This window comes from Antarctobacter albus (genome assembly GCF_900101505.1).
Taxonomy (GTDB): Bacteria; Pseudomonadota; Alphaproteobacteria; order Rhodobacterales; family Rhodobacteraceae; genus Antarctobacter; species Antarctobacter albus.
The window spans coordinates 1-25,340 of the sequence record NZ_FMZI01000028.1; the positions used below are offsets into that span (position 1 = coordinate 1).

General features: G+C 62.8%; 23 protein-coding genes and 1 tRNA gene. 20 read left to right on the top strand and 4 right to left on the bottom strand.

The genetic code is table 11. The features are described 5' to 3' along the window. Positions 1 to 259: 259 nt before the first annotated feature. Both BLQ71_RS25245 and BLQ71_RS25250 read right to left on the bottom strand, forming a co-directional pair. Entirely contained in the window at positions 260 to 481 is a 222-nt protein-coding gene (locus BLQ71_RS25245; protein ID WP_043137466.1) for a hypothetical protein, read from the bottom strand. A gap of 53 nt (positions 482 to 534) precedes the next feature. Beyond that, positions 535 to 756, bottom strand: a complete 222-nt coding sequence (locus BLQ71_RS25250; protein ID WP_043137464.1) for a hypothetical protein — start codon at positions 754 to 756, stop codon at positions 535 to 537. Positions 757 to 1,221: 465 nt separating this feature from the next. Here BLQ71_RS25250 and BLQ71_RS25255 point away from each other — a divergent pair. Then, positions 1,222 to 1,297: transfer RNA gene (locus BLQ71_RS25255), tRNA-Trp, on the top strand. A gap of 140 nt (positions 1,298 to 1,437) precedes the next feature. Here the strand turns inward: BLQ71_RS25255 and BLQ71_RS25260 are convergent. Beyond that, on the bottom strand, positions 1,438 to 1,857 hold the full coding sequence (locus BLQ71_RS25260; RefSeq protein ID WP_069210807.1) for a hypothetical protein: 420 nt from the start codon (positions 1,855 to 1,857) through the stop codon (positions 1,438 to 1,440). Positions 1,858 to 2,167: 310 nt separating this feature from the next. Here BLQ71_RS25260 and secE point away from each other — a divergent pair, with 310 nt between their 5' ends. The 15 genes from secE (at position 2,168) to BLQ71_RS25340 (ending at position 21,011) form a co-directional block, all read left to right on the top strand. Next, positions 2,168 to 2,371, top strand: a complete 204-nt coding sequence (gene secE / locus BLQ71_RS25265; RefSeq protein WP_043137462.1) for a preprotein translocase subunit SecE — start codon at positions 2,168 to 2,170, stop codon at positions 2,369 to 2,371. A 146-nt stretch (positions 2,372 to 2,517) separates the two neighbouring features. Beyond that, on the top strand, positions 2,518 to 3,051 hold the full coding sequence (gene nusG, locus BLQ71_RS25270; RefSeq protein ID WP_074623712.1) for a transcription termination/antitermination protein NusG: 534 nt from the start codon (positions 2,518 to 2,520) through the stop codon (positions 3,049 to 3,051). Between the two features lie 66 nt (positions 3,052 to 3,117). Next, positions 3,118 to 3,636 carry a hypothetical protein gene (locus tag BLQ71_RS25275; protein WP_133066124.1) on the top strand — a complete coding sequence of 173 codons (519 nt, stop codon included), beginning with the start codon at positions 3,118 to 3,120 and terminating at the stop codon, positions 3,634 to 3,636. A gap of 85 nt (positions 3,637 to 3,721) precedes the next feature. Then, entirely contained in the window at positions 3,722 to 4,882 is a 1,161-nt protein-coding gene (locus BLQ71_RS25280; protein ID WP_074623714.1) for a winged helix-turn-helix domain-containing protein, read from the top strand. Between the two features lie 70 nt (positions 4,883 to 4,952). Next, entirely contained in the window at positions 4,953 to 5,381 is a 429-nt protein-coding gene (locus BLQ71_RS25285; protein ID WP_074623715.1) for a GFA family protein, read from the top strand. A gap of 187 nt (positions 5,382 to 5,568) precedes the next feature. Beyond that, positions 5,569 to 6,021 carry a 50S ribosomal protein L11 gene (gene rplK, locus BLQ71_RS25290; RefSeq protein WP_043137451.1) on the top strand — a complete coding sequence of 151 codons (453 nt, stop codon included), beginning with the start codon at positions 5,569 to 5,571 and terminating at the stop codon, positions 6,019 to 6,021. 5 nt (positions 6,022 to 6,026) lie between these two features. After that, on the top strand, positions 6,027 to 6,725 hold the full coding sequence (gene rplA / locus BLQ71_RS25295; RefSeq protein WP_043137449.1) for a 50S ribosomal protein L1: 699 nt from the start codon (positions 6,027 to 6,029) through the stop codon (positions 6,723 to 6,725). Positions 6,726 to 6,854: 129 nt separating this feature from the next. Beyond that, entirely contained in the window at positions 6,855 to 7,355 is a 501-nt protein-coding gene (locus BLQ71_RS25300) for a putative pterin-binding protein (RefSeq protein ID WP_133066125.1), read from the top strand. Positions 7,356 to 7,363: 8 nt separating this feature from the next. Continuing rightward, positions 7,364 to 9,187: an ATP-binding protein gene (locus BLQ71_RS25305; protein ID WP_074623717.1), complete on the top strand. Its 1,824-nt coding sequence runs from the start codon at positions 7,364 to 7,366 to the stop codon at positions 9,185 to 9,187. A 29-nt stretch (positions 9,188 to 9,216) separates the two neighbouring features. Continuing rightward, positions 9,217 to 10,056, top strand: coding sequence for a lipoprotein N-acyltransferase Lnb domain-containing protein (locus BLQ71_RS25310; RefSeq protein WP_074623718.1), 840 nt, complete (start codon positions 9,217 to 9,219; stop codon positions 10,054 to 10,056). Positions 10,057 to 10,347: 291 nt separating this feature from the next. Then, complete coding sequence (gene rplJ / locus BLQ71_RS25315) at positions 10,348 to 10,866, top strand: 50S ribosomal protein L10 (RefSeq protein WP_043137442.1); 519 nt, start codon at positions 10,348 to 10,350, stop codon at positions 10,864 to 10,866. 74 nt (positions 10,867 to 10,940) lie between these two features. Next, entirely contained in the window at positions 10,941 to 11,321 is a 381-nt protein-coding gene (gene rplL, locus BLQ71_RS25320; RefSeq protein ID WP_043137439.1) for a 50S ribosomal protein L7/L12, read from the top strand. A 612-nt stretch (positions 11,322 to 11,933) separates the two neighbouring features. Then, a complete protein-coding gene (gene rpoB, locus BLQ71_RS25330; protein WP_074623720.1) occupies positions 11,934 to 16,076 on the top strand; it encodes a DNA-directed RNA polymerase subunit beta in 4,143 nt (1,380 codons plus the stop codon). A gap of 77 nt (positions 16,077 to 16,153) precedes the next feature. Then, positions 16,154 to 20,404 (top strand): DNA-directed RNA polymerase subunit beta', encoded by a 4,251-nt coding sequence (rpoC, locus tag BLQ71_RS25335; protein WP_043137431.1) that lies wholly within the window; start codon positions 16,154 to 16,156, stop codon positions 20,402 to 20,404. A gap of 124 nt (positions 20,405 to 20,528) precedes the next feature. Then, entirely contained in the window at positions 20,529 to 21,011 is a 483-nt protein-coding gene (locus BLQ71_RS25340) for a DUF2867 domain-containing protein (protein WP_074623721.1), read from the top strand. Here the strand turns inward: BLQ71_RS25340 and BLQ71_RS25345 are convergent. Continuing rightward, a complete protein-coding gene (locus BLQ71_RS25345; protein WP_069210796.1) occupies positions 20,996 to 21,796 on the bottom strand; it encodes a glycosyltransferase in 801 nt (266 codons plus the stop codon). The two genes, BLQ71_RS25340 and BLQ71_RS25345, sit on opposite strands and share 16 nt — an antisense overlap. 371 nt (positions 21,797 to 22,167) lie before the next feature. On the opposite strand from BLQ71_RS25345, the gene rpsL reads away from it, so the two are divergent. The 4 genes from rpsL to BLQ71_RS26195 all read left to right on the top strand — a co-directional run. Beyond that, positions 22,168 to 22,539: a 30S ribosomal protein S12 gene (gene rpsL / locus BLQ71_RS25350; protein ID WP_005862801.1), complete on the top strand. Its 372-nt coding sequence runs from the start codon at positions 22,168 to 22,170 to the stop codon at positions 22,537 to 22,539. Between the two features lie 12 nt (positions 22,540 to 22,551). After that, on the top strand, positions 22,552 to 23,022 hold the full coding sequence (gene rpsG, locus BLQ71_RS25355) for a 30S ribosomal protein S7 (RefSeq protein WP_043137418.1): 471 nt from the start codon (positions 22,552 to 22,554) through the stop codon (positions 23,020 to 23,022). A 24-nt stretch (positions 23,023 to 23,046) separates the two neighbouring features. Continuing rightward, positions 23,047 to 25,164 (top strand): elongation factor G, encoded by a 2,118-nt coding sequence (gene fusA / locus BLQ71_RS25360; RefSeq protein ID WP_043137416.1) that lies wholly within the window; start codon positions 23,047 to 23,049, stop codon positions 25,162 to 25,164. A gap of 90 nt (positions 25,165 to 25,254) precedes the next feature. Next, the coding region (locus BLQ71_RS26195) for a GTP-binding protein (protein ID WP_249033983.1) at positions 25,255 to 25,340 on the top strand (86 nt) is incomplete at its 3' end.

The following is a 25,340-nucleotide window of genomic DNA, read 5'->3' on the forward strand; positions in this document are numbered from 1 at the left end:
CCGTCGGTTCGGGCGTCGTGTCCAAGATCATCGAGTAAGGCGCCCGCCGCCACTCGGCTGAAAGCATTGGAAGGGCGCCCCGACCGGGGCGCCCTTTTTCCTTGCCTGGCCCTCGGCCATGATCTGATCTTCGGAACAAGCCGCAAGCCCGCCAGAAAAAATTAAAAGCCGCCCGGAGCCCGGGCGGCTTTTTCGCGTGGAGCGGCCCTGACAGACGCCCGGGAGTGTGGCGCCTGTCAGGGCCGGGCATCCTTGCGCATCAGTTCAGGAAAGCGCGGATGAAGGCCTGCTTTTCGCTGTTGCTGTCGCCGCTCTTGAGGGCGTTGTTGATGGCGTGCACTTCGGCCGCGCTCAGGCCCGAGAAATCGGCGCCGGGCAGGATGTACTTGGCTTCGCTGTCCAGCTGCGGCGTGGTCATGGCGTTTGCGGCACCGGTCAGGGCTGCGGTTGCGATGAGGGCGGATGCGATCAGGGTTTTCATGTCAGTGTCCTTTGTCTTGATGATTGTGGTCGTGGTATTTGCCCAGTGGGCGATCAGTTCAGAAAAGCGCGGATGAGGGCCTGCTTTTCGCTGTTGCTGGCGCCGCTCTTGAGGGCGTTGTTGACGGCGTGCACTTCGGCTGCGCTCAGACCCGAGAAATCGGCGCCGGGCAGGACGTACTTGGCTTCGCTGTCGAGCTGCGGCGCGGTGTTCGCATATGCGGCACCGGTCAGGGCTGCGGTTGCGACGAGGGCGGATGCGATCAGGGTTTTCATGTCTGTGTCCTTATCTTGTGACTGTGTGGCGGAAGGCCCGCCGTGTGTTGGTGCCGGTCTGTCTGTCCGACACCGAGCTATCTGGGGCCGTGGGCGACGGATTTGAAATCACAGGATGATCGCGTTTCGTAACGCCGATTTGTTCTTGAAAAACAGCCTGATAGACAGGATGTTGTGCATGAATGCAGGGCATTGGTGCGGGTCAGGAAACGCAGGGTTTCAAGGTCATCGCGGAGCCGCCGTCGGGCGTGAGGCGGGCGGCCTGAATGGGCCGTGAAAGCGGATTCACATGATGTTGATGACCGCGTTTCCGGCCGTTGTCGGAGAATTGTTTCAGGATTCTCCGCGCGGCGTGATCACGCGGGGCGCCAGGGAGGCGGGGCATCCCCGGAAATCGGATGAAAAACCCGTGCCGAGGCCTCTTGATTTCGCTGTCGGGTTGGCGTACCCCACGGCACGGCCTGAAGGGGTATAGCTCAGCTGGTAGAGCGACGGTCTCCAAAACCGTAGGTCGCGGGTTCGAACCCTGCTGCCCCTGCCAAACTTTCGGAAATCGCCGACCGACGTGCCGCCGCGTGAAAACATGGTGCATTGGCGCGGTCTGCGGAAGAGCTTTGCCCTCCGCATGCAAAAAGGGGCCACCTTTCGGCAGCCCCTTCTTTCAGGTCATCGTGGCCGGGATCAGTTGGCCATAATCTGGTTTGCAACCTTGTCGATCTCGGCGTTGTCGCCACTGGTGATCGCGGTTTGCAGGCGCTGGATCTCGTTCTCGGTCAGGGACGAGACGTCAAGTTCGGGCGCGTAGAGGTTGATCTGAGAGCGCTCGAACTCGGTCAGGCCGGTGGTGACCTCCATGTCGACCGGCTCCATCGGCTCGAAGTTCACGTCGGTCAGCAGTGCGCGCATCTGCGCCCGCTTCTCGGAGACCGACTCGCCGCTGGCGGCAATGGTGGTCAGCTGCGTCACCTGAAGTTCGGTGAGCGTTTCCACGTTCACGTTCGGAAAGTACTTTTCGATCGTCTGTGTTTCGACCTGCGACTGTGCGAAGGCGCCGGTCGCGACGACGGTTGCAAGAGCGGTTGCGGTGATAAAGCGTGTCATTGTGTCTGACTCCTTACTCGTGTTCCACATGCTGCCAAGGCGTGCCGCCCCGGCGGTTCTGGGCAATCAACGGGGTGGGCAGCGTCCCGTTCCATCCGGAAAAGACGTTTTTTGACAGCGAGTTGAGCGCAGGGATGCACCGCGGGCGCGGAACGTGGGGCGGGCATGCGGGTTCCATCACAACCGTCCCATCAACTCTCACGCCGGCGTGACCCCTGTGGCGGTGGCGCCAATCGGCCCGCGGGCCTTGTATTCATGGCGCTCTCCGCGTATTTCCTCGCAAACCACCGCACGTACGGGAAGAGACAGCATGGCAACCACCAATCCGCTTCAGTTCATCCAGCAGGTCCGGGCCGAAGTGGCAAAGATCGTCTGGCCGACCCGGCGCGAGGTTTTCCTGACCACCGTCATGGTGTTCATCATGGCCACGCTGACGGCGATTTTCTTTGCGCTGGTCGACATGGGCATCCGGTTTGGCCTGCAAACCCTGCTGTCCGTGGTCGGTGGCGGCTGAGCCGGGCGGCTCTGCGGGCGGGAAGCGCTTGCAATACACCGCAAAGGCCGATAATGAGCCGCGATAGGGATGGCGCGCACGGGAGTTGCGCGCCCCTTTTTGTTTTGGGCACGCCCGCGCGGGGCTTCAACAATCGAAGGTAACTCATGGCAAAGCGGTGGTACTCGGTCAGCGTCCTCTCGAACTTCGAGAAGAAGATCGCCGAACAGATCCGGACAGCGGTCGAAGAGCAGGGGCTCGAAAACCAGATCGACGAGGTCCTGGTTCCCACCGAAGAGGTGATCGAGGTTCGTCGCGGTAAGAAGGTGACGACCGAGCGCCGCTTCATGCCCGGTTATGTCCTTGTGCACATGGAGATGTCGGACCAGGGCTATCACCTGGTGAACTCGATCAACCGCGTCACCGGCTTTCTGGGGCCGCAGGGCCGTCCGATGCCGATGCGCGATGCCGAGGTCGAGGCGATCCTTGGCCGCGTTCAGGAGAACGAGGATGCGCCGCGCACGCTCATCCATTTCGAGAGCGGCGAGAAGGTCAAGGTCACCGACGGGCCTTTCGAGGGCTTCGATGGCATGATCGAGAGCGTGGACGACGACAACCAGCGTCTGCGCGTCGCGGTGTCGATCTTTGGCCGCGAGACGCCGGTGGAACTGGAATTCACGCAGGTTACGAAAGAGACATAGCGCGGGATGGGGTTCTCGTCGCCATTGTCTGCATTTCCGACGCGCTTTCTGCGAGCCGGGACGTCCATGTTGCTCTCTTTCGGCGTTTCCTGGGGGAGCGTCGCGCTGGCGGACGGTGTGCGCGAAACGAATTACCAGCAAGGGCGCCTAGAAACGACGCATACCCTCATCGGGTCGCTCAGGCCCGAGCACAGCCTTGATGTGCGTTCGCGGGACGGGGTGATCCGTGCTGTAGGCGGAAGCGATGTCGCCGAGGGGAACCCGCTGTCCATTGTAAAAGAGACGGATGGAAGGCGGGCGATCGTATTGCACTTTGACAAGGCTGCCTGCGCGGTGGGCATCCAGGTGTCGATCAAATGGGGCCAGCCGTCCAATTCAGTGCCCATTGATTTTGAGTTCTTCGATCGCGACGGTCGTACAATCGACGTGCAGCACCGGTGGCCCGCCATTGGAACGACCCGACAAGCTTATCAAAGCGAGTCTGTTTCTTACGCTTTTTCGGCCGTCCGGGTCTCTTCGCCGACCGAATGGTTGGAAAGGATCAGTGGCGTATGGATGATGCCTTGCAGCGTGGCTGTTTCCTGAAACGATCGCGTCTTGTGATGTCTTGCCATGCCCTTGCCGTCGTGCCCTTTGGCCCGGCGCGCGATCCCGGACCGGATGGGACTGTGTGACGCCGCTTCGTATTCATAACGCAGACGCCCGCAGGCTGTGGCTGGCCTCTCACGGATTGGCAGAGGCGCCCGTGGGCGGACCGCCGACACTGGATGTTATCCGCGACTTGGGGTTTGTCCAGCTGGACACGATCCAGGTTGTCAGCCGGGCGCATCATCACATTCTCTGGAGCCGCAACCAGAGCTATCGCGAACCGGAACTGGACCGGCTGTTGCGCGGGCGGCATGTGTTCGAACATTTCACGCATGACGCCTCTGTCCTGCCGATGGAGATGCTGCCCCTGTGGCGGCGGCAGTTCGACCGGATGCGGCGCAAGGCGGAAAGCTGGTCCTGGTATGTCGGGCGGGGCGACGATGCCCTGATGGACGAGATCCGGGGGCGCATCCGCGAGGAGGGGCCGCTCTGCACGCGCGACTTTGACACCCGGATCGAGGGTGAGCGCGCCATGTGGAAACGTCCGCCACACAAGAAGGCGCTGGATTACCTGTGGTATGCGGGCGAACTGGCGACCTGCCACCGAGAGGGTGTCATCAAGTACTATGACCTGGCCGAACGCGTCTTTCCCGAGGATCTGCGGAATTGTGTTCTGCCGGACGAGGCGCAGGTAGATGGCCTGTGCCGCAAGGCGCTGGCGCGGCTGGGCTTTGGCACATTGGGCGAGGTGCGCAAGTTCTGGGAGGCGGCAGAGGTGGCCGAGGTCTCCGCCTGGGCCGAGCGCGACACGGGTGCCTATGTGCCGGTCCGGATCGAAGGCGCGGACGGGCGCTGGACCAAAGGTGTGGCCGTGCCCGACATCGAAGAGCGGCTTGCCTCTGCGCCCGCGCCCACCTCTCGCCTGCGCATCCTGAACCCTTTCGATCCGGCCATCCGGGACCGGGCACGGGTCAAGCGGCTGTTCGGGTTCGACTATACGGTCGAGATGTTCGTGCCCGCCGCGCAGCGCCAGTGGGGCTATTACGTCTATCCCCTGCTGGAAGGCGACCGGCTGGTTGGCCGGATCGAGGCCAAGGCGGAACGCGCCAGCGGCCGCATGTCCGTCATGAACCTCTGGTGGGAACAGGGCGTGCGCGCGGGGGCAGGGCGCATGGCGCGTGTCGAGGCCGAGCTTGCCCGGCTGGCAAGGCTGGCCGGGGTCGATGAGGTTGTCTGGGTCTAGGCCCGTTCGTCGAAATCCGCTTGGCGCCCTTTTGGCCGCCGGATAGCCTTGGTCCGGGGAGGACGGCGAAATGACGGTTTATCACGCGCAATGTTCCTGCGGCACGGTCCGCATCGAGGCAGAGGGCGAACCCGTCGTGCAATGCTATTGTCATTGCACGACCTGCCGGGGATTCACCGGCGCGCCGGTCAACGCGGTCGCGCTCTGGCCGCGCGACAAAGTCCGTTTCGTGTCCGGCGAGGCCGATGTGCGCCGGTTTTGTCGCGACGGCGGGCGGGCAGAGCGCATGACCTGCGCGCGCTGCGGCGGATGTCTTGGAGCCGATCTGCCTTATACTGGACTGATCGACCTCTTTGCCGGACTGGTGCGCGGGCTGGAGTTTCGCCCGACGGCGCATTTCAACTATGAAAACACCGTGCTGCCGATCCGCGACGGCCTGCCCAAGTTCAGGGACATGCCCGAGCAGTCCGGAGGCAGCGGCGAATTGATGACCGAGTAACGGGCACCGCTCTGAATCCACGCTTGCCAAATGACCGGCCCCGGGTTAGACGGCGCGCTCATGCCGACCCGGGGCGACTCGGGCGGTATACCTATCGTGGGAGGCGAGGGCATCGCGATGTCCGGACCAGACCACGCCACGAAACGCCCCCAGACGCGTCCGGGGGAGATGGAACAGGAGAACGCCCGTGGCCAAGAAGCTCGCCGGCAAGATGAAGCTGCAGATCCCTGCAGGCAAAGCCAACCCCTCGCCGCCCGTGGGCCCCGCCCTGGGTCAGCGCGGCATCAACATCATGGAATTCTGCAAGGCGTTCAACGCCAAGACGCAGGACATGGAGCCGGGCGCGCCCTGCCCGACGGAGATTGTCTACTACCAGGACAAGTCCTTCACCATGAACATCAAGACGCCGCCCGCGTCTTACTACCTGAAGAAGGCCGCCGGCCTGAAGCCCGTCGGCAAGCGGAACCGTCCGCGCGGCGCCGAGAACCCGGGCCGTGAAACCATCGCCTCGGTGACCGTGGCGCAGGTCCGCGAGATCGCCGAAGCCAAGATGAAAGACCTCTCGGCCAATGACGTCGAAGCGGCAATGAAGATCATCCTCGGCTCCGCGAGCTCGATGGGTATCGAGGTGAAGGGGTAATCATCATGGCAAAGCTCGGAAAACGCGCAAAGGCGGCCCGTGAGGCCTTCGCCGGCAAAGAGAACATCACCGTCGAAGAAGCCGTGGCCCTGATCAAGTCGAACTCGAACACCAAGTTCGACGAGACTGTTGAAATCGCCATGAACCTCGGCGTCGACCCGCGCCACGCGGACCAGATGGTCCGCGGTGTCGTCGGCCTGCCGAACGGCACCGGCAAGACCACCCGCGTGGCGGTTTTCGCCCGTGGCCCCAAGGCTGAAGAGGCTCAGGCCGCAGGTGCGGACATCGTCGGCGCCGAGGACCTGATGGAAACCATCCAGGGTGGCACCATCGAGTTCGACCGTTGCATCGCAACGCCGGACATGATGCCGATCGTCGGTCGCCTGGGCAAGATCCTGGGCCCGCGCAACCTGATGCCGAACCCCAAGGTCGGCACCGTGACGATGGACGTGGCGCAGGCGGTCAAGGACGCCAAGGGCGGCCAGGTCCAGTTCAAGGCCGAAAAGGCCGGTGTCGTGCACGCAGGCGTCGGCAAGGTCTCCTTCGACGAGGCCAAGCTGGTCGAGAACATCCGCGCATTTGTCGGTGCGGTCTCGGCGGCCAAGCCGACCGGTGCCAAGGGCACCTACATGAAAAAGATCGCGCTGAGCTCGACGATGGGCCCGGGCGTCACGGTCGACATCGTGAACGCGACCGGCAACTGAGCCGAACCGCGCATCTGACTACAAAAGGCGGGCCATTGGCCCGCCTTTTTTTGTTGTTTGCAAACCCTGCGTTAAGGTGGGGCGCTTAGATCGGAGAACACGCCATGCACCAACCGGATGGAGGTCTGGGTGTTCCGACTCTGCATTTGCCTGTTCTGCCTGATCGCGATGCCCCTCGCCGGTCCCGCCCGTGCGCTGGAGGTACCTCAGGGAGCGCCTCTTCTGACGGTCGACGGGCTGATCGCGCAGACGAATGATGGCGACCTGGCCGTCTATGACCGCGCCATGCTACAGGCTCTCGATTGGCGGGAGATCGAAACCTATACCGATTTCACGCTTGGGGTGCAGCATCTGGCTGGTCCCAGCCTGGCCTCCTTGCTGAAACAGTTGGGGGTCCGGCGGGGCACGCTGCGGGCGGTGGCTCTTGACGATTACATGATCGACATCCCCGTGTCCGACGTGCAGGCCTTTGGCATCATCCTGGCAATCGAACAGGACGGAAAGCCGATGCGCGTCCGCAACAAGGGGCCGATCTGGATCGTCTACCCGGCTCCCACGCCGGAGGACGTGAACGAACTGCACAGCTCGCGGATGATCTGGCAGTTGCAGCGCCTGACGGTCAAACCCTGATCGCCGGCATGGAGCAGATCCGCACAAATGCGCGCACCCTTCGGGCCCTGATCGCGATCACCATCGCGCTGGGGCTGGCCGCATTGCTGCTGGATTACAACCGCGCCCACGGCGTCTCGCGCGAGCTGACAGTTCGCAACCTCAACACCATGCTGTGGAGCATCAGCGAGCTCAACTTCGAGAGCCAGCGCCTGATCGGCATCCTCAAGGACTATGAGCACGGCACCGTCGATCTGGAAACCGCGCAACTGCGTTTTGACGTGTTGTGGAGCAGGGTCGATATCGTCCGGGCCAAACCCTTTGGAGAATCGACCGGGTTCCACGAACTCGTGGCCGACTTCGACAGATTCCTTCACGAGGGGGACGGCATCCTTTTTGCGTCCGAGCCACCGACGCAGGCCCAACTGTCCCACCTCGTGGACCGGCTGAACAACCTGACCATCCACAGCCGGAGGCTCTGGTCCGGCAACTTCGGCACCCAGAACCCGGCCAGCCGGGTCCTCGATGAATTCGAGGACCTGACTGCCACGCGTTTGACGGACTTTGGCGCGATCACGTTGCTGGTTCTGCTAATGCTGTACGTGCTGGCGGAAATCTTCTTTGCCGGACGCGGTCAGCGCAAGGAGGCCGAGTTGCGGCGCGAGGCGGCAGAGGCCAATGCCGCCAAGACGCGCTTCCTCGCCAATGTCAGCCACGAGATCCGGACACCGCTGAACGGCATCCTCGGCATGGCCTCGGAGCTCTCGGAATCGCAGCTGACCGAGGACCAGGCGCAATGCCTGCAGATCATCGAGCAATCCGGCACGGTTCTGCTGGGCACCATCAACGACGTGCTGGACCTGTCCCGGATCGAGGCCGGACAGCTCAGCGTCGAGGCCCGTCCCTTTGCCTTGCGTGGCCTGGTCGAGGCGGCTTGCGCGCTCTACGGAGCGCGGGCGCGGGAAAAGGACCTGTACCTGACGCTGGACATACAGGACAACCTGCCGCCGATCCTGATGGGCGATGAATTCCGCATCCGTCAGGTCCTGCACAACCTGATTGCCAACGCGGTCAAATTCACCTCGGACGGGGGCGTCATGGTGCGCGTGCGTCCCGACTTGGACGGCAGCCGCCTTGTCATCGCGGTCCAGGACAGCGGGCCGGGCATCGAGCGTGAGGCGCAGGCCCGCATTTTCGAACCATTCCTGCAGGCGGACGCCAGTGTCACCCGCCGCCACGGCGGCAGCGGGCTGGGGCTTACGATCTCGCGCCAGCTGTGCCAGGCGATGGGGGGCGATCTCATGGTGGTCAGTCGCCCGGGACATGGCGCCACCTTCTTTTGTGATCTGCCGCTGCGCACCGCCAGCGCCGAGGAGGCGCTGCAGGTCCGGGTCGAAACGGCCCGTCCGCCGGACCTTTCCGGGCGTTGCATCCTGGTGGCTGACGACAATGCGACGAACCGGCTGATCCTGGACCGTTTCCTGCGCAACACCGGGGCAGAGGTTCAGTTCGCCGAAACCGGCGAAGAAGCCTTGGCATTGGTCCGGGCGGGCGGCATCGACATGATCCTGATGGACGTGCAGATGCCGGTCATGGACGGTGTCGCCGCAACGCGCGAGATTCGCAGGCTCGAAAAAGACGGCGGCGCGCCCCGCACCGGCATCATAGCGGTCACCGCAAACGTGCTGAGCCACCAGGTTCAGGGCTATCGTGCCGCAGGCATGGATGACGTGTTGTGCAAGCCGGTGTCGAAGCGCGATCTCATGGTGGTGCTGGCGGACCGCATGGCCGCCGCGCCGGTCGCCACGGGCGTGGGGACCGAGGAGCCGTTTTTACGCGCCTCGTCTTCCTGACCTGACATCGATCGGCTACAGCGGAGGGCATGAAACGATTTCTGCTCTTGCTGCCGCTGATCCTGATCTGTGGGCTGTACGTGAACTGGCAGCTGACGCCGCCTTCGCATGACCGTGACTGGCGCGCGGATTACAGCCGCCTACCCGGCGTGGAGCAGACCGGCAACACCTTCCGCATCGAGAACATCCGTGACTGGAACTACGCCGAGGACGGATCGGTAACGCGGCGGGACTGGATCACGCGCGAGATCGACCCGGACGGGCTGAGCCAGGCCTATTTCCTGGTCGAGCCATTCGGCAGCATCGACGCAATCGCCCATACCATGCTGGTCTTCGCCTTCGAGGATGGCTCGGCCTATGTCGCCTCGATCGAGGCGCGGCGCGAGGTGGGCGAGGCCTATAGCGCGCCCAAGGCTGCTGTGCTGCCGATCTTCGAATATATCTTTGTCTGGACAACCGAACGCGACATGTATGGCAACAGCGAGTTCATGGCCGGGGATGAGCTGTTCCTCTACGTCCTGGACATTCCGCTGGCGCAGCAGCGGGCGGTGCTGCGCGCGGTCATCGCGGAAACCGCAGAGATCCAACAGGAGCCGCGCTGGTACAACACGCTGTTTTCCAACTGTACCAATGTCCTGGCCCGGACCGTGAACAAGATCGCGCCGGACGCCGTTCCCTTTGACAAGGCCTGGTACCTGACCGGTTACGCGGATGAATTCCTTTACGCCGAGGGTTTCATCGCGCAGGGAGAGAGTTTCGAGGCGGTCCGGGATGCCGCGCTGATCTCTCCGCTGATCCGCGAGCTGTACGACATCGCCGACCCGGTCGACTTTTCCCGTGCCTTCCGGGCGCGCCGGGCCGGGGGTTAGGCAAAAATCCTGCCGCGCCCGCAGATGCCCCCTTGGCAACGCGCGGGATGATGTTAAAGACGGCCCTGCACAGCGGGGCGCGATTCGTCGTGGGCCGTTTGCATTTCGTCCGAGACGGTGGGTTGGCCGAGGCCGTTAAATCCTGCCCGAGACGGGAAGAGACATCTTTTCAGGCCGCGCCGCGTGCGCGTGCCCCACAGGATGCGTCGACCCTCATTCGGACTTCAATGGCAGGGGAAACCTTGCCGGAAAGAGCCGGAGGGTCCGCCCTCCAACAACTGGAGTGAAACTGTGGATAGAGCCCAGAAAGAAAAGGTGGTCGAGGAACTCGGCCAGGTCTTCGAAAGCTCTGGCGTCGTGGTGGTTGCCCGCTACGAAGGTCTCACGGTTGCCGAAATGACGGACCTCCGCGGTCGTGCCCGTAACGGGGATGCCGTGGTCCGTGTCGCCAAGAACAGGCTCGCCAGGATCGCCGTCGACGGAACGCAGTGCGAAGGTATCGCACCGCTCCTGGGCGGCATGACTGTTCTCACCTACTCCGATGACCCCGTGGCTGCGGCCAAGGTCGTCGAGGACTTTGCCAAGGACAACAAGAAATTCGAAATCCTTGGCGGGTCGATGGGTGGAACGACCCTGGACCGGGCCGGTGTCGAAGCCGTGTCGAAAATGCCGTCGCGCGACGAACTCATCGCGTCGATCGTCGGCTGCATCGGCGCACCCGCTTCGAACATCGCCGGTGCCATTGGTGCACCTGCTTCGAACATCGCCTCCATCCTGTCGACCATCGAGGAAAAGCAGGAAGCGGCGTAAGGCAAACCGCAATGACCCTCGTGGGGAATTCTCCCTGACGTTGGAAAACACATCTAAACGGAAAGAGTCTCAAAATGGCTGATCTTAAAGCACTCGCCGAGCAAATCGTGGGCCTGACCCTGCTCGAGGCACAAGAACTGAAAACCATCCTCAAGGACGAATACGGCATCGAGCCGGCAGCCGGTGGCGCCGTCATGATGGCCGGTCCGGCCGGCGACGCCGGTGGCGAAGCCGCCGAGGAGCAGACCGAGTTCGACGTCATCCTGAAGTCGGCCGGCGACAAGAAGATCAACGTGATCAAGGAAGTCCGCGGCATCACCGGCCTGGGCCTGAAAGAAGCCAAAGAGCTGGTCGAGGCCGGCGGCAAGGCTGTCAAAGAAGGCGTTTCCAAGGACGAAGCCGAGGAAATCAAGAAAAAGCTCGAAGAAGCAGGCGCGGAAATCGAGCTCAAGTGATCTGGCGGGAGGCAGCTGCTTCCCGGTCCATTTCGAAACGCCTCCGGTCCTGCCGGAGGCGTTTTTCTTTGCGCCGGACGGTGCCGACAACTGTGCTCAGGACTGGCGGGAAGGCGGCGAAAGACGCCGCAAATCGCATCCCAGCTTGACGATCGGGTTAACTTTTGCCATTCTCTCCGGGTGTGGAAATCGCAAAGCTCCTGCTGTGGGCTTGCGTTCTCGTGTTTAACCGAATATTCGGAAGTCTCCGGCGGGGTCGAGCGATTCGAGCCCGCTATCGGCTTTTTGGATTGCGAGGTGTCGGCAGCTCCCCATTGAAATGTCAGCGCATGGTTCCCAAGTCGTCCCGTCCATCCCGAAAATGCAGCCGGATCGACGCCTGACAAGGTCGGACCCCCGGAAATTGTGCTGAACCCCGAACATGAATGCCGGTCTTGGCAAGCCCCTTTGCTCGAGGGGTTTCCCAAGGCAGGACACTACGGATCGAGTGGCACGCGGTGGGACGCGCGCCGAGAATGGATCTGATTGACTGTCATCACTGACGCGCCGGCGGCTGTGGCCCCCGACAGCCGGTCCGCGCGGGCAGAGAACACGGAAAGGGTGGCTCCACTCATGGCGCAAAGTTTCCTCGGTCAGAAACGCCTTCGTCGCTACTACGGCAAAATTCGTGAAGTCCTTGAAATGCCGAACCTCATCGAGGTTCAGAAATCCAGCTACAAGCTGTTCCTCGAAAGCGGCGACCAGCCGCAGCCGATGGACGGCGAGGGCATCAAGGGCGTTTTCCAGTCGGTCTTCCCGATCAAGGATTTCAACGAGACCGCCGTCCTGGAATTCGTCAACTACGAGCTGGAAAAGCCGAAATACGACGTCGAGGAGTGCATGCAGCGCGACATGACCTACAGCGCTCCGCTGAAGGTCACCCTGCGCCTGATCGTCTTCGATGTGGATGAAGACACCGGCGCCAAGTCGGTCAAGGACATCAAGGAGCAGGATGTCTTCATGGGCGACATGCCCCTGATGACGCCCAACGGCACCTTCATCGTCAACGGCACCGAGCGGGTCATCGTTTCCCAGATGCACCGTTCGCCCGGCGTGTTCTTTGACCACGACAAGGGCAAGACGCATTCCTCGGGCAAACTGCTGTTCGCCTGCCGGATCATTCCCTACCGCGGCTCCTGGCTCGATTTCGAATTCGACGCCAAGGACATCGTGTTCGCCCGCATCGACCGTCGCCGCAAGCTGCCGGTGACCACGCTCCTGTACGCCCTGGGTCTCGACCAGGAAGCGATCATGGACGCCTACTATGAAACGGTGAACTTCGAGTATCGCCGTGGCGAAGGCTGGGCGACCAAGTTCTTCCCCGAGCGTGTGCGCGGCACCCGTCCGACCTTTGACCTGGTCGACGCGGACAGCGGCGAAGTGATCGCCGAGGCCACCAAGAAAGTCACCCCGCGCGCGGTGAAGAAACTGATCGACGAAGGCAAGGTGCAGAACCTTCTGGTGCCGTTCGAGCACATCGTCGGCAAGTTCGTGTCCAAGGACATCATCAACGAGGAAACCGGCGCCATCTACGTCGAGGCCGGGGACGAACTGACCTGGACCGTGGACAAAGACGGCGAAGTGACCGGTGGCACTCTGAAAGAGCTGCTGGACGCCGGTATCACCGACATCCCCGTCCTGGACATCGATAACGTCAATGTCGGTCCGTACATGCGCAACACGATGGCGCAGGACAAGAACATGGACCGCAACACCGCGCTGATGGACATCTATCGCGTGATGCGTCCGGGCGAGCCGCCCACCGTCGAAGCCGCCTCGTCGCTCTTTGACACGCTGTTCTTTGACTCCGAGCGTTACGACCTCTCCGCCGTGGGCCGGGTCAAGATGAACATGCGCCTGGCGCTTGAAAAGCCGGACACCCAGCGCACGCTGGACCGTGAGGACATCGTTGCCTGCATCAAGGCGCTGGTGGACCTGCGTGACGGCAAGGGCGACATCGACGACATCGACCACCTGGGCAACCGTCGTGTCCGCTCCGTCGGCGAGTTGATGGAAAACCAGTACCGCGTCGGCCTGCTGCGCATGGAGCGCGCCATCAAGGAACGCATGTCGTCGGTCGAGATCGACACCGTCATGCCGCAGGACCTGATCAACGCGAAACCGGCGGCCGCCGCCGTGCGCGAATTCTTCGGTTCGTCGCAGCTGTCGCAGTTCATGGACCAGACCAACCCGCTGTCCGAAGTGACGCACAAGCGCCGCCTCTCGGCGCTTGGACCGGGCGGTCTGACGCGTGAGCGCGCAGGCTTCGAGGTGCGCGACGTTCACCCGACGCACTATGGCCGGATGTGCCCGATTGAAACGCCGGAAGGCCCGAACATCGGTCTGATCAACTCGCTGGCGACCTTTGCCCGCGTGAACAAGTACGGCTTCATCGAGACCCCCTATCGCGTGGTCAAGGATCGTGTCGTCACCGACGAGGTGCACTACATGTCCGCGACCGAGGAAATGCGTCACACCGTGGCGCAGGCCAACGCGCAGCTGGACGATGGCGGCCGGTTCAAGAACGACCTGGTGTCGACCCGGAAGTCCGGTGACTACACGCTGTCTCCGTCGGAAAACGTCGACCTGATCGACGTGTCGCCGAAACAGCTGGTCTCGGTTGCCGCTTCGCTGATCCCGTTCCTGGAAAACGACGACGCCAACCGCGCCCTGATGGGGTCGAACATGCAGCGTCAGGCGGTTCCGACCCTGCGCGCCGAGGCGCCGCTGGTCGGCACCGGCATCGAGGAAGTCGTGGCGCGGGATTCCGGCGCGGCGGTTCTGGCCAAACGGGCCGGGATCATCGACCAGGTCGACGCGATGCGGATCGTCGTGCGCGCCACCGAAGATATGGAACCCGGCGACCCGGGCGTCGACATCTACCGGATGCGCAAGTTCCAGCGGTCGAACCAGAACACCTGTATCAACCAGAAACCGCTGGTGAAGGTGGGTCAGAAGGTCGGCAAGAACGAGGTCATCGCGGACGGTCCGTCCACCGACATGGGGGAACTGGCGCTTGGCAAGAACGTCATCGTCGCCTTCATGCCCTGGAACGGCTACAACTACGAGGACTCGATCCTGATCTCCGAGCGGATCGCCAAGGATGACGTGTTCACCTCCGTCCACATCGAGGAATTCGAAGTGGCGGCGCGGGACACCAAGCTTGGGCCGGAAGAGATCACCCGCGACATTCCCAACGTCGGCGAGGAAGCCCTGCGCAACCTCGACGAGGCGGGTATCGTCTATATCGGGGCCGACGTAGAGCCGGGCGACATCCTGGTGGGCAAGATCACCCCCAAGGGCGAAAGCCCGATGACGCCGGAAGAAAAGCTTCTCCGCGCCATCTTCGGTGAAAAGGCAAGCGACGTGCGCGACACCTCGCTGCGGGTCAAACCGGGCGATTACGGGACTGTCGTCGAGGTCCGGGTGTTCAACCGCCACGGCGTCGAAAAGGACGAACGTGCGCTGCAGATCGAGCGGGAGGAGATCGAACAGCTGGCCCGTGACCGGGACGACGAGCTGGCGATCCTCGACCGCAACATCTATGCCCGCCTCAAGGGAATGATCCTGGGCAAGACCGCCGTGAAGGGGCCGAAAGGCATCAAGTCGAACTCGGAAATCACCGAGGAGCTTCTGGAAACCCTGACCCGTGGTCAGTGGTGGCAGCTGGCCCTGGGCGAGGAAGAGGACGCCAAGCACGTCGAGGCCCTGCACGAGCAGTACGAGGTGCAAAAGCGCGCCCTGGATGCCCGTTTCGAGGATAAGGTCGAAAAGGTCCGTCGTGGTGACGACCTGCCCCCGGGCGTGATGAAGATGGTCAAGGTCTTCATCGCGGTGAAGCGCAAGCTGCAGCCGGGCGACAAGATGGCCGGCCGTCACGGCAACAAGGGTGTCGTGTCGCGCGTGGTTCCGCAGGAGGACATGCCCTTCCTCGCGGACGGGACGCCGGTCGACTTCTGTCTCAACCCGCTGGGCGTTCCCTCGCGGATGAACGTCGGTCAGATCCTCGAGACCCACATGGGCTGGGCCGCGCGCGGCCTCGGCATCGAGGTGGACGAGGCGCTGCAGGAATACCGCCGGTCGGGTGACCTGACCCCGGTGCGCGAAGCGCTGCGGATCGCCTATGGAGACGAGGTCTATCAGGAAGGTCTGGAGCCGCTCGAAGAAGAAGACCTGCTGGAAGCGGCAAGCAACGTCACCCGTGGCGTGCCGATTGCGACCCCGGTCTTTGACGGCGCCAAGGAAGCCGATGTGAACGACGCGCTCAAGCGTGCCGGTTTCGACCAGAGCGGCCAGTCCGACCTGTTCGACGGCCGCACGGGCGAGAAGTTCTCGCGCCGGGTGACGGTGGGTGTGAAATACCTGCTGAAACTGCACCACCTGGTCGACGACAAGATCCACGCCCGTTCGACGGGGCCGTACTCGCTCGTCACGCAGCAGCCGCTGGGTGGTAAGGCGCAGTTCGGCGGTCAGCGCTTTGGTGAGATGGAGGTCTGGGCCCTGGAAGCTTACGGCGCCGCCTACACCCTGCAAGAGATGCTGACGGTGAAATCGGACGACGTGGCAGGCCGGACCAAGGTCTACGAGTCGATCGTCAAGGGTGAGGACAACTTCGAGGCCGGCGTGCCGGAATCGTTCAACGTTCTCGTCAAGGAGGTCCGCGGTCTGGGCCTCAACATGGAACTCCTGGATGCGGAGGAGGAAGACGCGGAGTGACGCAAGTCACCAACGTTTTCAGCGGGGCGCTGCGGCGCCCCCTCCCCACCGCTTCCCTCTGAATTTGTGAGGAACACATGAACCAGGAACTGACCAACAACCCGTTCAACCCGCTGACCCCGACCAAGGTCTTTGACGAGATCAAGGTGTCGCTGGCGTCGCCGGAACGGATCCTTTCGTGGTCCTTCGGCGAGATCAAGAAGCCGGAAACCATCAACTACCGCACGTTCAAGCCCGAGCGTGACGGCCTGTTCTGCGCGCGTATCTTTGGCCCGATCAAGGATTACGAATGCCTCTGCGGCAAGTACAAGCGCATGAAATATCGCGGCGTCGTCTGCGAGAAATGCGGCGTCGAAGTCACGCTGCAAAAGGTCCGCCGCGAGCGCATGGGCCACATTGAGCTGGCCGCGCCCTGCGCCCATATCTGGTTCCTCAAGTCGCTGCCCTCGCGCATCGGCCTGATGCTGGACATGACGCTGCGTGATCTGGAACGCGTCCTGTATTTCGAAAACTACGTCGTGATCGAACCCGGTCTGACCGATCTCACCTACGGTCAGATGATGACCGAGGAAGAGTTCCTGGATGCCCAGGACCAGTACGGCATGGACGCCTTCACCGCCAACATCGGCGCCGAGGCGATCCGCGAGATGCTGGCCGCCATCGACCTGGAGGCAGAGGCAGAAAACCTGCGCGCCGACCTCAAGGAAGCCACCGGCGAGCTGAAGCCCAAGAAGATCATCAAGCGTCTGAAGGTCGTGGAATCCTTCCTCGAGTCGGGCAACCGCCCCGAGTGGATGATCCTGACCGTCGTGCCGGTGATCCCGCCGGAACTGCGCCCGCTGGTGCCGCTGGACGGTGGCCGCTTTGCGACCTCCGACCTGAACGACCTGTACCGCCGCGTTATCAACCGGAACAACCGCCTCAAGCGGCTGATCGAACTGCGCGCGCCGGACATCATCGTCCGCAACGAAAAGCGGATGCTGCAGGAATCCGTGGACGCCCTGTTCGACAACGGACGTCGTGGCCGCGTCATCACCGGCGCCAACAAGCGTCCGCTGAAGTCGCTCAGCGATATGCTGAAGGGCAAGCAGGGCCGCTTCCGTCAGAACCTTCTGGGCAAGCGCGTCGACTTCTCCGGTCGTTCGGTCATCGTGACCGGCCCGGAACTGAAGCTGCACCAGTGCGGGCTGCCCAAGAAGATGGCGCTCGAGCTGTTCAAGCCCTTCATCTACTCGCGGCTGGAGGCCAAGGGCCTCAGCAGCACCGTGAAGCAGGCGAAGAAGCTGGTCGAGAAAGAGCGTCCCGAGGTCTGGGACATCCTCGACGAGGTCATTCGTGAGCACCCGGTTCTGCTGAACCGCGCGCCCACGCTGCACCGTCTGGGCATCCAGGCGTTTGAGCCCACGCTGATCGAAGGTAAGGCCATCCAGCTGCACCCGCTGGTCTGCTCGGCCTTCAACGCCGACTTCGACGGTGACCAGATGGCCGTGCACGTTCCGCTGAGCCTCGAGGCGCAGCTGGAAGCGCGTGTCCTGATGATGTCGACGAACAACGTCCTGTCGCCCGCCAACGGCGCGCCGATCATCGTTCCGTCGCAGGACATGATCCTTGGTCTCTACTACGTGACCATCGCCCGCGACGGCATGAAGGGCGAAGGCATGATCTTCTCCTCGCCGGAAGAGGTTCAGCACGCGCTGGACTCGGGCGAGGTGCACCTGCATGCCAAGATCACCTGCCGGATGCCGCAGATCGACGAAGAGGGCAACGAGGTCTGGGAACGGGTCGAAACCACCCCGGGCCGTGTTCGCATCGGCGGGCTGCTGCCGCTGAATGCCAAGGCGCCCTTCGAACTGGTCAACCGTCTGCTGCGCAAGGGCGACGTGCAGACCGTCATCGACACCGTCTACCGCTACTGCGGTCAGAAGGAATCGGTGATCTTCTGTGACCAGATCATGCGCCTGGGCTTTGTCGAGGCGTTCAAGGCCGGCATCTCGTTCGGCAAGGACGACATGGTCATCCCCGACAACAAGTGGGAACTGGTCGACGAGACTCGCGACCAGGTGAAGGACTTTGAACAGCAGTACATGGACGGACTGATCACCCAGGGCGAAAAGTACAACAAGGTCGTGGACGCCTGGTCGAAGTGTAACGACAAGGTCACCGAGGCGATGATGAACACCATCTCCGCCCGGCGTGAGGACGAGAACGGGGCCGAGATGGAACCGAACTCGGTCTACATGATGGCCCACTCCAAGGCCCGTGGCTCGGTCACGCAGATGAAACAGCTGGGCGCGATGCGCGGCCTGATGGCGAAGCCGAACGGCGACATCATCGAGACGCCGATCATCTCGAACTTCAAGGAAGGCCTGACCGTTCTGGAGTACTTCAACTCCACCCACGGTGCCCGTAAGGGCCTGTCGGACACCGCGCTCAAGACGGCTAACTCGGGTTACCTGACCCGCCGTCTGGTGGACGTCGCGCAGGACTGCATCATCCGCATGACGGACTGCGGCACCGACCGGGCAATCACCGCCGAAGCGGCGGTGAACGATGGCGAAGTCGTGGCGACGCTGGGCGAACGCATCCTGGGCCGCGTCGCGGCAGAGGACTTGCTGCACCCCGAGACCGGCGACATGATGGTCCGCGAAGGCGAGCTGATCGACGAACGCATGGCCGACACCGTCGAGGAGTCCGGCCTGCAGACCGCGCGCATCCGTTCGCCCCTGACCTGCGAGGCCGAGGAAGGCGTCTGCGCGACCTGCTATGGTCGTGACCTGGCGCGCGGCACGATGGTGAACACCGGCGAAGCCGTGGGCATCATCGCGGCGCAGTCGATCGGTGAACCCGGTACGCAGCTGACCATGCGGACCTTCCACATGGGCGGCGTTGCGCAGGGGTCCTCGCGGTCCTTCCTGGAAGCCAGCCAGAACGGCAAGATCGCCTTTGCGAACCCCGGCATCATCACCAATGCCGCGGGCGAGCAGATCGTCATGAACCGGAACATGCAGGTCCTGATCATGAACGACCAGGGCGAGGAAATCGCATCCCACAAGATGGGCTACGGTTCCAAGCTGTTCGTGGACGAAGGCCAGGAGGTCAAGCGCGGCGACAAGTTGTTCGAGTGGGACCCCTACACCCTGCCGATCATCGCCGAGAAGGACGGTATCGCCAAGCATGTCGACCTGGTGACGGGCATCGCCGTGCGCGACGAGACCGACGATGCCACCGGCATGACCCAGAAGATCGTGATCGACTGGCGGGCCGCGCCCAAGGGCAACGAGCTCAAGCCCGAGATCATCCTGATGGATGCCGACGGCGAGCCGGTGCGCAACGATGCGGGCAACCCGATCACCTACCCGATGTCCGTGGACGCCATCCTGTCCTGTGAAGACGGGCAGGAGGTCAAGGCAGGTGACGTCGTGGCGCGTATCCCGCGTGAAGGTGCGAAGACGAAGGACATCACCGGTGGTCTGCCGCGTGTGGCCGAACTCTTCGAGGCGCGCCGTCCGAAGGATCACGCCATCATCGCCGAGATCGACGGCTACGTGCGCTTTGGCAAGGACTACAAGAACAAGCGCCGTATCACCATCGAACCCGCGGACGAGAACCTCGAGCCCAAGGAATACATGATCCCCAAGGGCAAGCACATCCCGGTGGGCGAGGGCGACTACGTCCAGAAGGGCGACTACATCATGGACGGCAACCCGGCCCCGCACGACATCCTGTCGATCATGGGGATCGAGGCCCTTGCCAACTACATGATCGACGAGGTGCAGGACGTCTACCGACTGCAGGGCGTGAAGATCAACGACAAGCACGTCGAGGTCATCGTTCGCCAGATGCTGCAGAAGTGGGAGATCCTGGACTCGGGCGACACCACGCTGCTCAAGGGTGAGCACGTCGACAAGGTCGAATTCGACGAGGCCAACGCCAAGGCCGAGAAGAAGGGTGGCCGTCCGGCGCAGGGTGAACCGATCCTGCTGGGCATCACCAAGGCCTCGTTGCAGACCCGCTCGTTCATTTCTGCGGCCTCCTTCCAGGAGACCACCCGCGTGCTGACCGAGGCCTCGGTTCAGGGCAAGAAGGACAAGTTGGTCGGCCTGAAGGAAAACGTCATCGTGGGCCGCCTGATCCCGGCGGGCACCGGTGGCGCGACCCAGAAGGTGCGCCGCATCGCCCAGGACCGCGACAACGTCGTGATCGAGGCACGCCGCGAGGAGGCCGAAGCGGCCGCCGCGCTGGCCGCCCCGGAAACGATGGGCGACGACGTCGTGGGCGGCGACGAGTTCGACACCCTGATCGTCGACACTCCGGAAAGCCGCGAGTGATCGCCACGGCCCAAGGGCTCTGACATCGAAAACGCCCCCGCGATCCGCGGGGGCGTTTTTTCTTGGTCACAGGTACGGCATGGCGGCTTTGCGCATCGCGGCCGGACGTGACACAAGGTTGCCCATGCAGATCGAAACGTCTCAACTGCGGATTGTCGCGCCGCGTAGCCAGTTGAATTTTCTGGATATCCAATCCGTCACCCTCGCCAGGCCACTGACCCCGATCCAGACCTATGGGCATCTGTCCGGCTGGATGGCGCAGCGGTTCGGTTGGGCCTTTCGCGTCCGGGATGCGCTGAGCGCGCCCTTTGGCGTACGACCTATCCGGGGCTTCTCCGGACGTACTCCGGCGGCCGCGACCGAAGGCGAGAAGCTGGATTTCTTCCTGGTGGAGCAGGCAACACCAGAGGTTCTGGTGCTGACAGAGCGCGACCGGCACCTGGATGTGATGACCTGTATCGCCTGCTCGGGCGGTCACGTCACGATCACCTCGTCGGTCGTGACGCACAATGGCTTTGGCCGCCTGTACACGGCCGTGGTCGGTCCTGCCCACCGGGTGATCATCCGCCGGTCACTTGCGCGCTTGAAGGATCAGGCAAACACCTGACGGACGTGATCGGCATCGATTGCGAAGCGGGCCTTCAGCTCGGCCTCGGCTTCGGCGTCGAGTCGGGGCAGGGCGACCGGTTTGACGTGTTTCTTCTGCCGAGAGTCGTTGTGGTCGTTGTGCCCGCGCAGGTACATCGCCTTGTCGGTAAAGGTCACCGTGGGCATGAACTGGTTCAGCTTGTTATGGGCAAAGTTCATGATTGTCTGCCTGGCACCAGGCCGGGCGGCGATGGCCTGGGCCACCCCCCAATAGGGCGTGACCTGCAGTTCCGCGCAGATCCCCTTTGCATCGGGGCGTCCGATGTACCCACGGTTCCAGTCGAACCCGACCAGCCGGTGCCGGTCCAGCAAGGGCGCCACGTCGCGGGCTGCTTGCCGCAGGTCCTGAACGAAGTCCACCGCCACGGCGTCGTCGTCATCATGGCGGAATTGCAGGCAGGGCTGCCCCGGCTCCCGCAGCGAATTGATGACGTCCTGACAGACTTGCCGATGCGGACCGGGCGGGCGCGAGACGATGACAGCCTGCGGAAAGCCCTCGACCAGGGCGGCAAGCCGTTCCAGCCACCCGGTCGGCATGGCGTCGCCGACCAGGATAGCGAACAGGAAATCCGGATCGGTCTGCGCCCTCAGACCCGGAAGGCAAAGGCATTCGAAATGCCGAAACCGCTCTTCCATCCGGTCGGGCGCATAGAGGTAGGCCATCCGTTCTTCGAGACTGGAATGCGCCACCTGAAAGCCGCCCTCGGCGGGGTAGGAAAACCGGCAGAATCCGATGACTTGCATCCCTTGCCCCCATGTGCGAAGCGGTCGCCCTTGAATGGCATTGCCGCCCTGTCCCGGCAAGCCCGCAGGGCTGTTGACAAGGTCCGCGACTCCCCCTATACGCCCCGCTAATCCGCGTCAGACTTCGGGCTGATTGCGTCCTTACATAACCAGGCGGTCATGATCCGGGCCACTATCGCCCCGATCCTCTGAACACCCACCGCGTCGTTTCCTCGGTACGGAAACGGATGCGGTTTTTTCGTCGTTTGCCATCACGTCTTGGCAGCGGCACACGAACCGGCTCGCGTGATCGCGCGCGATGCCAGAACCTGAACCTCCGCACGGGAAGGCCCGTGCAGCACATTTGTGAGAAGCACGGGGAAATAACCGGAATGCCCACGATCCAACAGCTGATCCGCAAGCCGCGGCAGCCCAAAGTCAAGCGCTCGAAGTCGCAGCACCTTGAGCAGTGCCCGCAGAAACGCGGCGTCTGCACCCGCGTCTACACCACCACGCCGAAGAAGCCGAACTCGGCTATGCGTAAGGTGGCCAAGGTGCGTCTGACCAACGGTTACGAGGTGATCAGCTACATCCCCGGTGAAAGCCACAACCTTCAGGAGCACTCGGTGGTCCTGATCCGTGGCGGTCGTGTCAAAGACCTTCCCGGCGTGCGTTACCACATTCTGCGCGGTGTTCTGGATACCCAGGGCGTCAAGGACCGGAAGCAGCGTCGTTCGAAATACGGCGCCAAGCGTCCCAAGTAAGAGGATACACAGATGTCTCGTCGTCACGCCGCTGAGAAACGCGAAGTCCTGCCCGACGCCAAGTATGGCGATCGCGTCCTGACCAAGTTCATGAACAACCTGATGTACGACGGCAAGAAATCCGCCGCCGAACGCATCGTCTACAACGCGCTCGACCGGGTCGAAGCCAAGGTCAAGCGCGCGCCGGTGGAAATCTTCCACGAGGCGCTGGACAACATCAAGCCGTCGGTCGAGGTTCGCTCGCGCCGCGTTGGTGGTGCCACCTACCAGGTTCCGGTCGAAGTGCGCCCCGAGCGCCGCGAAGCCCTGGCCATCCGCTGGCTGATCAACGCCTCGCGCGCCCGCAATGAAAACACCATGGAAGAACGCCTCGCCGGCGAGCTGATTGACGCAGTGCAGTCACGCGGTGCCGCCGTTAAGAAGCGCGAAGACACCCACAAGATGGCCGACGCCAACAAGGCGTTCAGCCATTACCGCTGGTAAACAATTCTTCTGAGGACAAGCCCTATGGCACGCGATTATCCCCTCGAGCGTTACCGGAACTTCGGTATCATGGCGCATATCGACGCCGGCAAGACCACCTGTTCCGAACGCATCCTGTTCTACACCGGCAAGTCGCACAACATCGGCGAGGTGCATGACGGCGCCGCGACGATGGACTGGATGGAGCAGGAACAGGAACGCGGGATCACCATTACCTCGGCTGCGACCACCACCTTCTGGGAGCGCACCGAGAACGGCACCGAGCCGGATTCCCTGAAACACCGCCTGAACATCATCGACACCCCCGGCCACGTCGACTTCACCATCGAAGTCGAGCGTTCGCTGGCGGTTCTCGACGGTGCCGTCTGTGTTCTGGACGCCAACGCCGGTGTCGAGCCGCAGACCGAAACCGTGTGGCGTCAGGCTGACCGCTACAAGGTTCCGCGGATCGTCTTCGTCAACAAGATGGACAAGATCGGCGCGGACTTCTTCAACTGCGTCCGCATGATCGAGGACCGCACCGGCGCCCGCGCCGTTCCCGTCGGTATCCCGATCGGCGCCGAGTCCGAACTGGAAGGGCTGATCGACCTCGTCACCATGAAGGAATGGGTCTGGCGCGGCGACGACCTCGGCGCGACCTGGTTCCAGGAAGAGATCCGTGCGGAACTCAAGGACATGGCCGAAGAGTGGCGTGGCAAGATGATCGAGGCCGCCGTCGAAGAAGACGACGACGCGATGGAAGCCTACCTGGAAGGTGAAGAACCCGACGTGGCGACCCTGCGTAAACTGCTGCGCAAGGGCACGCTGAACCTGCACTTCGTGCCGGTCCTGGGTGGTTCTGCGTTCAAGAACAAGGGTGTCCAGCCGCTGCTCAACGCCGTGATCGACTACCTGCCCAGCCCGCTGGACGTGGTCGACTACATGGGCTTCGCACCGGACGACGAGACCGAAACGCGGAACATCGCGCGTCGTGCCGACGACTCGATGCCCTTCGCTGGCCTCGCGTTCAAGATCATGAACGACCCCTTCGTCGGTTCGCTGACCTTCACCCGGATCTACTCCGGCGTGATGAACAAGGGTGACAACATCCTCAACGCGACCAAAGGCAAGAAAGAGCGCATCGGTCGTATGATGATGATGCACTCGAACAACCGCGAAGAGATCGAAGAAGCCTTTGCAGGCGACATCATCGCGCTGGCGGGTCTGAAGGACACCACCACCGGTGATACCCTCTGCGACGCCAAGGCGCCGGTGGTTCTGGAAACCATGACCTTCCCGGAGCCGGTGATCGAGATCGCGGTCGAGCCCAAGACCAAGGGCGACCAGGAAAAGATGTCCCAGGGTCTGGCCCGTCTGGCCGCAGAAGACCCGTCCTTCCGCGTGGAAACCGACCTGGAATCGGGTCAGACCATCATGAAGGGCATGGGCGAACTTCACCTGGACATCCTGGTTGACCGTCTCAAGCGGGAATTCAAGGTCGAGGCGAACATCGGTGCGCCGCAGGTGGCCTATCGTGAAACCATCGGCCACGCGGTCGAGCACACCTACACCCACAAGAAACAGTCGGGTGGTTCGGGTCAGTTCGCCGAAGTCAAGCTGGAGATTACCCCGACCGAGCCGGGCGAAGGGTACACCTTCGAATCCCGTATCGTTGGTGGTGCGGTTCCGAAGGAATACATCCCGGGTGTCGAAAAGGGCATCAAGTCGGTCATGGACTCCGGTCCGCTGGCAGGTTTCCCGGTCATCGACTTCAAGGTGGCGCTGCTGGACGGTAAGTTCCACGACGTCGACTCGTCGGTCCTGGCCTTCGAGATCGCCAGCCGCATGTGCATGCGCGAAGGTCTCCGCAAGGCCGGCGCGAAGCTGCTGGAGCCGATGATGAAGGTCGAAGTGATCACCCCGGAAGAGTACACCGGCGGTATCATCGGCGACCTGACCTCGCGTCGTGGCCAGGTGTCTGGCCAGGAACCGCGCGGCAACGCGGTGGCGATCAACGCCAACGTCCCGCTGGCCAACATGTTCGGCTACATCAACACCCTGCGTTCGATGTCCTCGGGCCGCGCGCAGTTCACGATGCAGTTCTCGCACTACGATCCCGTGCCGCAGAACATCTCGGACGAGATCCAGGCCAAGTACGCGTAACCGGCGGTGCGCCGTAAAGGCGCACCCTACACCAGCCCGTAGGGTGCGCAGATTTGCGCACCGCACGACAAGAAAAAGGGAGCCAATACAATGGCAAAGGAAAAGTTTGAACGCGGCAAGCCGCACTGCAACATCGGCACGATCGGGCACGTTGACCACGGCAAGACGACGCTGAC

Coding starts and splice junctions, on each gene's coding strand:
- BLQ71_RS25245 (WP_043137466.1), bottom strand. CDS start 481: ATGAAAACCCTGATCGCATCCGCCCTCATCGCAACCGCAGCCCTGACC.
- BLQ71_RS25250 (WP_043137464.1), bottom strand. CDS start 756: ATGAAAACCCTGATCGCATCCGCCCTCGTCGCAACCGCAGCCCTGACC.
- BLQ71_RS25260 (WP_069210807.1), bottom strand. CDS start 1,857: ATGACACGCTTTATCACCGCAACCGCTCTTGCAACCGTCGTCGCGACC.
- secE (WP_043137462.1), top strand. CDS start 2,168: ATGGCAACCACCAATCCGCTTCAGTTCATCCAGCAGGTCCGGGCCGAA.
- nusG (WP_074623712.1), top strand. CDS start 2,518: ATGGCAAAGCGGTGGTACTCGGTCAGCGTCCTCTCGAACTTCGAGAAG.
- BLQ71_RS25275 (WP_133066124.1), top strand. CDS start 3,118: ATGTTGCTCTCTTTCGGCGTTTCCTGGGGGAGCGTCGCGCTGGCGGAC.
- BLQ71_RS25285 (WP_074623715.1), top strand. CDS start 4,953: ATGACGGTTTATCACGCGCAATGTTCCTGCGGCACGGTCCGCATCGAG.
- rplA (WP_043137449.1), top strand. CDS start 6,027: ATGGCAAAGCTCGGAAAACGCGCAAAGGCGGCCCGTGAGGCCTTCGCC.
- BLQ71_RS25305 (WP_074623717.1), top strand. CDS start 7,364: ATGGAGCAGATCCGCACAAATGCGCGCACCCTTCGGGCCCTGATCGCG.
- BLQ71_RS25310 (WP_074623718.1), top strand. CDS start 9,217: ATGAAACGATTTCTGCTCTTGCTGCCGCTGATCCTGATCTGTGGGCTG.
- rplL (WP_043137439.1), top strand. CDS start 10,941: ATGGCTGATCTTAAAGCACTCGCCGAGCAAATCGTGGGCCTGACCCTG.
- rpoB (WP_074623720.1), top strand. CDS start 11,934: ATGGCGCAAAGTTTCCTCGGTCAGAAACGCCTTCGTCGCTACTACGGC.
- rpoC (WP_043137431.1), top strand. CDS start 16,154: ATGAACCAGGAACTGACCAACAACCCGTTCAACCCGCTGACCCCGACC.
- BLQ71_RS25340 (WP_074623721.1), top strand. CDS start 20,529: ATGCAGATCGAAACGTCTCAACTGCGGATTGTCGCGCCGCGTAGCCAG.
- BLQ71_RS25345 (WP_069210796.1), bottom strand. CDS start 21,796: ATGCAAGTCATCGGATTCTGCCGGTTTTCCTACCCCGCCGAGGGCGGC.
- rpsL (WP_005862801.1), top strand. CDS start 22,168: ATGCCCACGATCCAACAGCTGATCCGCAAGCCGCGGCAGCCCAAAGTC.
- rpsG (WP_043137418.1), top strand. CDS start 22,552: ATGTCTCGTCGTCACGCCGCTGAGAAACGCGAAGTCCTGCCCGACGCC.
- fusA (WP_043137416.1), top strand. CDS start 23,047: ATGGCACGCGATTATCCCCTCGAGCGTTACCGGAACTTCGGTATCATG.